Here is an 8,829-nt window from a genome sequence, read left to right as displayed (position 1 = left end):
CGTGGCTCCAGTCAAACTGATAGGCTTCGCCCGGCGCAAAGCTCAGCGGCACATAGGCCTGCGCCAACGCAGCGCCGCGCTCCTTGCGCCAGCCAATCGCGTAACGGCGAACCGCCGCATAGCTGCCTTCATAACCAAAGCCCCGCAGCTCTTCGAAAAGCCGCACATGCGTCAGCCGTTCGCGGGGCGCTTTCCCCTCGTTCTCCAGCAAAAGCGAATCCAGCCGCTCGCGCCAGGGACCGATCTTCGGAAGCGGCTGCGTCTCGCGTTCGTAACGGAACTCCGTCGCATCCGAACGGATGACCTTGCGCACGACCTTCCGCGACACATGCAGGTCCCGGCAAATCTCTTTGATCGGCTTCTTCTGGACAAAATAGGCGCGGCGTATCTTCGCAATCGTTTCCACAACAAGCATTCCAATCTCGGCCTCCCTTGCATCAGGAGGCCAGTGTGGACCCTTAGCTCCGGGGGCCCGATTGGATGCAAATCATCCCCAAAGCGGGGTTCTTATTCCACGCAACTTCACACCCATCTCGTCACGATAGCGTACGGCGGCTTCTATGGTGCCTTGTTCCTCCCGCATTTCGCCCGCGATTATCGCTGCGACATGAGTGCCATGGCCATAGACGTCTGACAGCGGGTTTTCATCGCTTTCATTTAGCACAGTGAAGTCGCGATGCCGTAGGGCGTCCTGCTTATCGCCGAGCTCGAGATTCTGATGCTTTTTGAAATGGGGATGTTTCTCGTCAATGCCGGAATCGATCACAGCCCACACAATTCCTTCTCCGAGCGCGCCGAAGGCATTGCGGGCCGCATCCGCTTTGACTGTGCTGATCGAGCGATTGATCAACGGTGCTACCTCGAAGTCCGGCCAAATATGAAAGATCGCCCGCTGAGGCGCGAGGCGGCGCTCATTGTCCTTGTGTACAGTAGGAGCGCGTTCGTCGCTGCGGGCCTGATCTCGGCGCGTCAGTTCCGCTATCCGCTCGCCCCGAAGCTCTGCGAAGACATATTGCTGGCTGAGCTTGCTTTTGCTCTCGCTGACGCCCTCGTCCGAGGGCGAGCCAGCTTGCTTTAGCAGCTCCTCAATCATAGCTTTAACCTCATCGCGGGCCTTATCGCGGCCCCCAGGAAATTCGAGATCGAGATCGATAATGATCGGGTGAACCGCTGGTTTCTGAGTTGGATCTCTCGCTAATTTTTTTCGCTCCGCCTCGAGTAATTCGAGCAACGGCACCGCAATGACCGTCTTGTCGAGAACTTCCGGCGTAAATGGTTTTCGTGTTGGATCGCTTTCTAGAAGGCTTGCGGCCGGCGGTTTGGGTGTGACAGTTTCACCCTTGCCACGCGAGACTGTCGATCGAGATTGACGGCGTTGCGGCGTCTTGGCCATTTGCTTCTCGTGTTTCTGCGATTAATTACCGCGTTTTACTTCGAGCGCGCGTTTCGGAATTCATTGATCGAGGCTAGTTGTACTTGACTATAGTATCCCGTTCCGATCGGCGTCACTCCGAACCAGAAATCAAGTTCGCGCAACCATAAGAGTCAATGACGATCACCTTGTTGTAAACCATCGCACGCGTGTGCGGTAGCTCAAGCACATCTGAATGCCTAGTCAGGGGCGTAACGCGATGCGGGAATTCGTCGCCAAGTTCCAGTTAATTATGCTTGTGCTTTGCGGATGTCAAACGAAAGGCTCTGATCTGATGGACAGCATTATTAGCTTTAGCCGACCCAGCGCCCGAATTCGATCCGAGCAATGCGGTATACACCGCCCATAATCCGCTGCTTGATGTTCGGCGCGACGAATTGGAGGTGCGCGACGTCCAGAATGTCGCCGATGCTGGGGCTCTGCGCGATATGGTGCTTAAGGGCTACACTCTTTTTTTGGAAGCTCGACCAGCTATAGCAGCGGCCGCTGCACCCGCTTTGAAGCTTCTACACGTGCGTTTTGCCCAGCCAGATGAACTTCGAAAGAGTTGGCTAGCTATCCAATTACCTCTGGGTCCAATTGACATAACTCGGTCACGTCAGGGTATACCCTCGCGCGACGTAACATCCCCTATCAATAGACATGTAACTTCGGGGTTGACGGCGACTATTAGTGACACTGTAGGGTCGGGCTTAACACCCTGAGGTGACACACTATGGCTCGAATCGGCTACGCCCGCGTCAGCACCATTGATCAAGACCTCGACACCCAGCTCGCTAGGCTGAAAGCAGAAGGCTGCGGCGTCATTCGCTCGGAAAAGGTTTCAGGCGGAAGTCGCGCCGGCCGAAGTGAGCTGGCGACCCTCATTGAGTTCCTTCGGCCTGGAGATGAGCTAGTGGTGACGCGCCTTGATCGACTCGGCCGCGACACTCGCGATGTCCTCAACATCGTTCACGAGTGTGACCAACGAGAAGCGTTCGTGACCGTGCTCGATCCTCACGTGACGACACGCGGCGAAACCGGTCGAATTGTCATGACCGTCCTCGGCATGGTCGCGCAATTGGAGCGGCGGTTCATTAAGGAGCGTCAGCGCGAAGGCATCGATCGGGCGAAAGCCGAGGGCGTGTATCGCGGAGGCAAACGCCGGATTGATCGGAAGCAACTATTCGCGATGGCTAATGCCGGGCACGGGGTTGCCGTCATTGCTAAGTCCTTGGGATGCTCGCGCATGCACGTCTATCGCGTTCTTGCCAACGAACGCGAGGGTCAAGGCGTCGGCTCTGAATTAGGACCAGCTGGTTAAGCGACGTCGCACCACTTCAATGGAGAATTAATAGATGGCCGTTCCTTCCTCGCCGGTGTTCTATGACTGCGAGGCTTCAAGTCTTGACGGCTTTGTGATCGAAGTTGGCTGGGCATACGTTCGGCCCGATGACGGTCAGATTATTTCTGCCTCACACCTGGTTCGTCCGCTAGCTGAGTGGCAGATCGCAACAGTCTGGGACGAGAACGCCGAAGCATTGCACGGGATTTCAATTGCAGAGATTTCTGCGCAAGGCACTCCCGTACGCGATATTGCCAACGCCATGAACGGCGGGCTAGCCGGACGAGAGCTTTATTCCGATAGCCCGTTTGATGAGGCTTGGCTCAGCCAAATATTTGAGGGAGCTGGGATCGAGCCTTCATTCTGTGTACGCCAAACCAGCGCCGACGCTTTACTTGAGAAAACGGTTACAGATCGAAAATTCGATATGGCGCAATACCGTATGGCCTTGGATGGGGCCGAGCAAAGTCGCCGCCACCGCGCCGAGTCAGACGCCCGCATGTGGGCGCAGCTATGGCTAATGATCACTAAAAATGCGCCATGACAGGGTACCTGACGATGACAAAGCCGGACAGGACGGCCCTTTCGTCGAGCGTTAGAACAACATCCTAAGGTGAAAATGCTTGTCATGGTCCGCGTCGACTACTATGCGGCCTGTGAGGTTATTGTCCGCTGCCCATCGATTCGCATCGGCAGCAATCTGAGGGTCGGCGTAGCTGGGCGGTATAATGACCGCTTCACACCGTCAGAGACTTCGCGTAATAGCTCCAGTTAGGGCGGCTAGAGCGGGATATCTTTGATTCGGACGGACAAAGAGGGTGGAGATGAGGGAGACAAAAACCACCAATCAAACGCAGCCGCCCTCCAATACTTTCCAATTTAAGGAAACTGCGAGCGGTCTTATTGGCTTGTTCTTTTTCCTGGCAATGTGGCAGTTAGGTGCTTTCTATAATTCAAATCTACCTAGCCCGCTTGAGGCCGCACGGGCCTTCATAGAAATTTGTCGAGCCCCCGCTTTTATTCCGAACGTCGTTGCCAGCTTGCTACGTGTCTTGTCAGGCTCTTTGGTTGCTCTCATGCTCGCGGGAGCGATCTTTCTTCTATCATACGTATTCTCTGCCTTTAGATTCGCTGTCAGCGTCCCGGCCGAATTGTTGCGCCCAATACCGCCGATAGCTTGGATACCTCTTTCCATTGCGTTGATGGGACTTTCCGATGCCTCGTCGGTGCTCATAATCTTCCTTGGCGCATTCTTCCCGCTCTACACCTCCCTGACGCAAGGCTTACTCGTGGACGCGCCGCCATTCCTCTCTATGGCGCGAGCACTCGGTGCCGGTCCGGCCAAACGGATTTTCCGTGTCTTGATACCAGCCAGTCTGCCCGCGCTTTTCTCCGGAACAAAAATTGCGGTGGGCTTTGCGTGGATGTGTGTGGTCGTTGCGGAGATGTCTTATGCCCGAAGCGGTCTTGGTTACGCCCTTCAACTCGAGCGACAGCTCTTAGCTTTGGACAAAGTAGTTGCTTACATGGGCGTCATCGGTTTGATCGGTTACGGGTTGACCGGTATGGCATCCTCGCTCGAGCGCGCACTGACCTCTTGGCGTACGGATTCCGACGCGGAAGATAATCCGGCGGCGACGGTCTCAAAACAAATCGAGAAACATTCTTCTGCGGAACTTTCCCCGGAACTCGCTGGTCCCGCCGTCGAGATCGATCATGTTTCATATGGCTACCAATCGCAAAGGGCAGTTCTTGATAATGTCAGCATCGCCGTTTCGGCGGGGGAGATTGTTGCAATCGTGGGCGCGAGCGGCAGCGGCAAGACGACGCTGCTTCGATTGATCGCGGGGCAACTCGCGCCTGATAAGGGAAAAATCAGGTTCTATTTTGGTGATTGCGACATGGAACCAAAGGTCGGTTGGGTGTTCCAGTCCGAAGGTCTATTCCCTTGGATGTCGGCCGTCGAAAACGTCAATTTCGCTCTTGGTCCTGATGTAAATGCTTCCGACGCAGCCCAACGTGCAACATTTTGGCTAAAACTCGTAAACTTGGTAGATTTATCTACTCGTTATCCGCGCGCCCTTTCTGGCGGCCAGAAGCAACGTGTTCAACTCGCGCGTTGCTATGCGTCCGGCGCATCTATTATCCTTCTGGATGAACCATTCAGTATGTTGGATGCTCCGGCGCGCAAGCGCCTAATCAGGGAATTCCGTTCCTATCTCCATGCCGCAAAGATCACTGTGTTTTTCGTGACTCACGACCTCAACGACGCGATGGACCTCGCCGACCGCGTGATCTCACTGAAACATGGGCTGTGCGGCGCTTCGAACGGTCTTGAGGTTTCCTTGGGCCAACGTGACTACTCGACTTACGTTCGTGACAACATTCCCGCCGAAGCTGTAAGCGCCTTATGGAAGGAAATTGAAGGTCCTACGCAAGGATAGTGTCGTATCTCCGACCAAAAGGAACTAAATCATGCGGGCGGTATCGAGACGGGAGATGTTGATTGGCGCTTCGGCGACTGCGGCTGTTGGAGCGAGCGTGTATATTTGGCAACAACAGGAGTCGGGGAGGCCGACGGATGATGTCCCTGCCTCGCCGCCTCCCATAAGGATTGGTTGGCAAACCGCATGGTCGCAGCAGGGGCAAGTGATCCAGGCCCTGTTGCATTCGAATGCGCAGGAATTGGTGCAGTTCAAGCTTACCCTGACGGGATTTCTCTTTGGGCCGGATTTGAACGAGGCTGCGATCGCCCAAAGCATCGACGTGACGAACGCCGGTATTGTCCCCGTGGTAAATCTTATCGCCGCGTCGCCAAAATGGACGATTGTTGGACGACAGGTAGATTTCGACATTTCCGTGGTCGCCTCACAAGCCTCCAAGATCAAAAAGCCGAACGACCTTCGAGGAAAGCGGTTCGGAGTGCCCATCGGCGGCGGGTCGCATCCCTATGCGATCGATCTCGTGCGCAAAGAAGGAATTCCAGAAGGCACGGGAGCCAACAGCGTTGAAATTATCAACGTGTCCCCTTCCGACATGTTGCTTGCCTTGCGGGCCGGACAGGTCGATGCGGTCGCGTGCTGGGACCCGGTGACGACTTTGGCTTTAACGGAAGGCCACCATCTCGTTGTTTCCACGCGCTATGGTGGCTTCATCACGGCTCCTTCGCTCCTGATCCGCAATCGCCGAGAGCAACTGGTTCGGTTGCTCGCCGGCTATGGGCTCGCGTATAAACTGGCCCGAGAAAATAAAGACCGAGTCGATCGACTGTATGCCGAGAGTGCCAAGCTGAAGCTTGACCTAGTTCAGAAGCTCCCCGTCACAGACCGCGACTTGGTAGCTAGTGCGCGCGGCTTGCCTGTGATATCTCCGCAGTTGGAAACCATTCAACTTACCCAATCGGTTGCCGACACAATGTTGGACTTAGGATTAATAAAGAAAAAAATTTCGATAACCGACCGTGTCGACACGACCTTATCAGGGGAAGCATCCGCGTTGATGGCATCACTTGTCCCGCGAATCAAATTGCTCTGAGAAGGCACGTTTCATTCTCAGCAATGGAGCGCTAAATGTCCATGAACTCTAACAGAAGCCGCTTCTTAAGCTCTAACAAGATTCGGATATTAATTGGACCAACATTTGTAATGCTAGTTGTCGCGCTTATACTGTTTGTGCTTCCGTCTATGATTTTGGTAAGCCCCGATGAGGACAATCCTGGCGAAGTTCTTAACTCATTGCAGCGACTATTTCAGCACTATTTAACGCTATCATCAACCGACGGTTTGTTAATAATAGTAGTGAGCATACTATTTCTGTTATGTTATCACTACTTCGTGTGGACGCGAGACTACGGCCACGTTATCCATGCGTTTAGTGAAAAACAAACAAAGAAGAGAATATGGATAGGACTGGTGATTTGTATTGTCATTACTGTTATTCTAATTGGATTTGCGGCTGCACTTAGTGGAGTCGAATGGCCTTCACGACTTACTAACAACCCGGGTGGATGGTTTGCTATAGCAACAGGGGTAGCATCCGTTCTGGGCGTATACCTAACTTTAGCAAATGTCCTAGATCTTCGTAACTCTATTACATCATTTGCCAGTTTTTTAAATAAAGTAGACGAGCTCATTGATGAAACTGAAGAGTCAGACTATTTGAGAATGATGGTTTTGACGCCGGCAATGGGTTGTTTAGTGCTTCCTCCCAGGATTTGGCGATCAGTTGCTGACAAAATAAAACGACATGATAGAGCTGTAGAGTTGACCTGTCTTTGTAAAGATGATGAAGAGAAATGGTTTGAATCATATAAAAGAGGCGCTGAAGAGGGCGATCTTGCCTCGATGACCAAAAGAATTGCCGATGGTATAGATGAATCATGTCTAATCAGGCAAACTCTTCGTCAAAAAGCTGCGCAGAGTGCCGGAGACAAACATATTGTCCCTATTGAAGCAAAATGGGACGAGATGCCACAGTATTATCTTATTGCTAATCGCCGCCGTGCAATAATAGTTGTGCCATTTTTTCTGCCAAGTCCAAGTTTAAATATTTTCAAAGGAAACTTTTATAAAAGACCAGTTCAGATGGTAGGATTTGATACTGCTGATTTTCATATAGTCGAGTCAGTACACCAAGAAATAGCAACGCGTAGGAACGCAATTCAAGATGCCCGGAAGGAGAAAGAAGTGTTGTAAAAGCGATCCTAAGCTCCAGGCGATATGGGCAATGGAATGCATTGTCGGCATAAACAATGCGGGCAGCCGACTTGGTGGAGCAAGTTGGGATATACGGCCACTTTTTTGCAAATCAGGCAGTACATTTTGTCCATATACGAAGTTACCGCCTTATATTCCACGGGGGTCATGCGGTCTGGTGCATCGACGCGCATGTGCGGCGAGCCAATTGCGAGAATGACGAGGTCGGTTATGGCAGCTACGGCATGAGGCACTTTTCCCTCGATGAGAAAGGCTTGGCCTGCTGAAATCGGATAGATCTTTCCGTCATAGGCAAACGTACCATGTCCCCCCACCGTAATAATTAAATGATCTCCTGGATGGGTGTGGGGCACAAAACCTTCACCGGCCGCCAATCGCATGACGTCGGCGCCAAGAAATGCATTCGATATTAGGCCGGCTCCGGTGGCAGTTGTGTGGGCCATGTGTAACGGTCGGGGGCCAAGATTTATTGCCAGATGTTGACGTCCCGACATTGGATCGATGCCTAAGTCCTCCGCCCATCGCGCAAGCTTGACGCCTCCGTCGGCATCGAGAAAGTCTTGCGTGTGAATAGTGTGTTTCGGATCCATCCAGTGTTTTCTCGCGTCTCTTTCAGAATTAGCGGCAAATACCGGCGAAGGATCGAGGGGTCAAGCGTTCGCTTTGCGTGATGTATTGCCAAGCGCCGATTCCGACGAAGGCGCCCGTCTGTAACGGGATAATGCCGCCCGGGGATTCCGGGATAATGGCGCCCCCCTTTTACGAGATGATCCCGCCCGGGCGCCGCGTTCGTTGACCGACGAGATTTGTCTCACCTCCGATTGTTTTTGGTCAAGTCGTTTTGGCTCCTTTGGCGCGGGCGCGGCGTAGGCTCTCGCCGACGAGTTCTACGCGATGCGCGTTGTGCACGAGGCGGTCCAAGATCGCGTCGGCGTAGGTGGGATCGCCGATGACCTCATGCCATGAGGTCACGGGAAGTTGGGATGTGACGATCGTCGATCGGCGCCCATAGCGTTCTTCAAGGATTTCCAGGAGATCGTGGCGGGCGCCGGCGTTGAGCGGCTCGAGGCCGAAGTCGTCGAGGATCAGGAGATCGGCGCGGCCGAGGGATTTGATAAGACGCGGGTGGCGCCCGTCGCCGCGCGCGAGCGCAAGGTCTTCGCAGAGCTTCGGCCAGCGATGATAGACGACGGAACGGTTGTCGCGGCAAGCCTTCTGGCCAATGGCGCAAGCGAGCCAACTTTGCCGACGCCTGATGGGCCGACCAGAGCCAGATTGTCGCGGGCGTCGATCCACAGGCCTTCGGCGAGCTTTTGGAACAGGGCGCGGTCGAGCCCGCGCGCGGCGCGGTAGTCGAC

At 53.9% G+C, this 8,829-nt stretch carries 7 protein-coding genes and 2 pseudogenes; 5 read left to right on the top strand and 4 right to left on the bottom strand.

Annotated elements, in window-relative coordinates:
- Both IYY11_RS14030 and IYY11_RS14025 read right to left on the bottom strand, forming a co-directional pair.
- Positions 1–415 (bottom strand): annotated as a pseudogene (locus IYY11_RS14030) (IS21 family transposase); the annotation flags it as partial.
- Positions 416–487: 72 nt separating this feature from the next.
- Entirely contained in the window at positions 488–1,393 is a 906-nt protein-coding gene (locus tag IYY11_RS14025; RefSeq protein WP_196404412.1) for a S8 family serine peptidase, read from the bottom strand.
- 754 nt (positions 1,394–2,147) lie between these two features.
- On the opposite strand from IYY11_RS14025, the gene IYY11_RS14020 reads away from it, so the two are divergent.
- The 5 genes from IYY11_RS14020 (at position 2,148) to IYY11_RS14000 (ending at position 7,450) form a co-directional block, all read left to right on the top strand.
- On the top strand, positions 2,148–2,735 hold the full coding sequence (locus IYY11_RS14020) for a recombinase family protein (RefSeq protein ID WP_196404411.1): 588 nt from the start codon (positions 2,148–2,150) through the stop codon (positions 2,733–2,735).
- A gap of 34 nt (positions 2,736–2,769) precedes the next feature.
- Complete coding sequence (locus tag IYY11_RS14015) at positions 2,770–3,300, top strand: hypothetical protein (RefSeq protein ID WP_196404410.1); 531 nt, start codon at positions 2,770–2,772, stop codon at positions 3,298–3,300.
- 280 nt (positions 3,301–3,580) lie between these two features.
- Entirely contained in the window at positions 3,581–5,200 is a 1,620-nt protein-coding gene (locus IYY11_RS14010; RefSeq protein WP_196404409.1) for an ATP-binding cassette domain-containing protein, read from the top strand.
- Positions 5,201–5,255: 55 nt separating this feature from the next.
- Entirely contained in the window at positions 5,256–6,290 is a 1,035-nt protein-coding gene (locus tag IYY11_RS14005; protein WP_196404408.1) for an ABC transporter substrate-binding protein, read from the top strand.
- Positions 6,291–6,325: 35 nt separating this feature from the next.
- Complete coding sequence (locus tag IYY11_RS14000) at positions 6,326–7,450, top strand: hypothetical protein (RefSeq protein ID WP_196404407.1); 1,125 nt, start codon at positions 6,326–6,328, stop codon at positions 7,448–7,450.
- Between the two features lie 8 nt (positions 7,451–7,458).
- Here IYY11_RS14000 and IYY11_RS13995 read toward each other — a convergent pair whose 3' ends face one another.
- Positions 7,459–8,061, bottom strand: a complete 603-nt coding sequence (locus IYY11_RS13995) for a cupin domain-containing protein (protein WP_196404406.1) — start codon at positions 8,059–8,061, stop codon at positions 7,459–7,461.
- Between the two features lie 241 nt (positions 8,062–8,302).
- Positions 8,303–8,829, bottom strand: a pseudogene (gene istB / locus IYY11_RS13990) (IS21-like element helper ATPase IstB); the annotation flags it as partial.

Source organism: Methylocystis sp. H62 (assembly GCF_015709515.1).
Classification (GTDB): Bacteria; Pseudomonadota; Alphaproteobacteria; order Rhizobiales; family Beijerinckiaceae; genus Methylocystis.
This window is presented reverse-complemented; position numbering and strand designations above follow the sequence as displayed.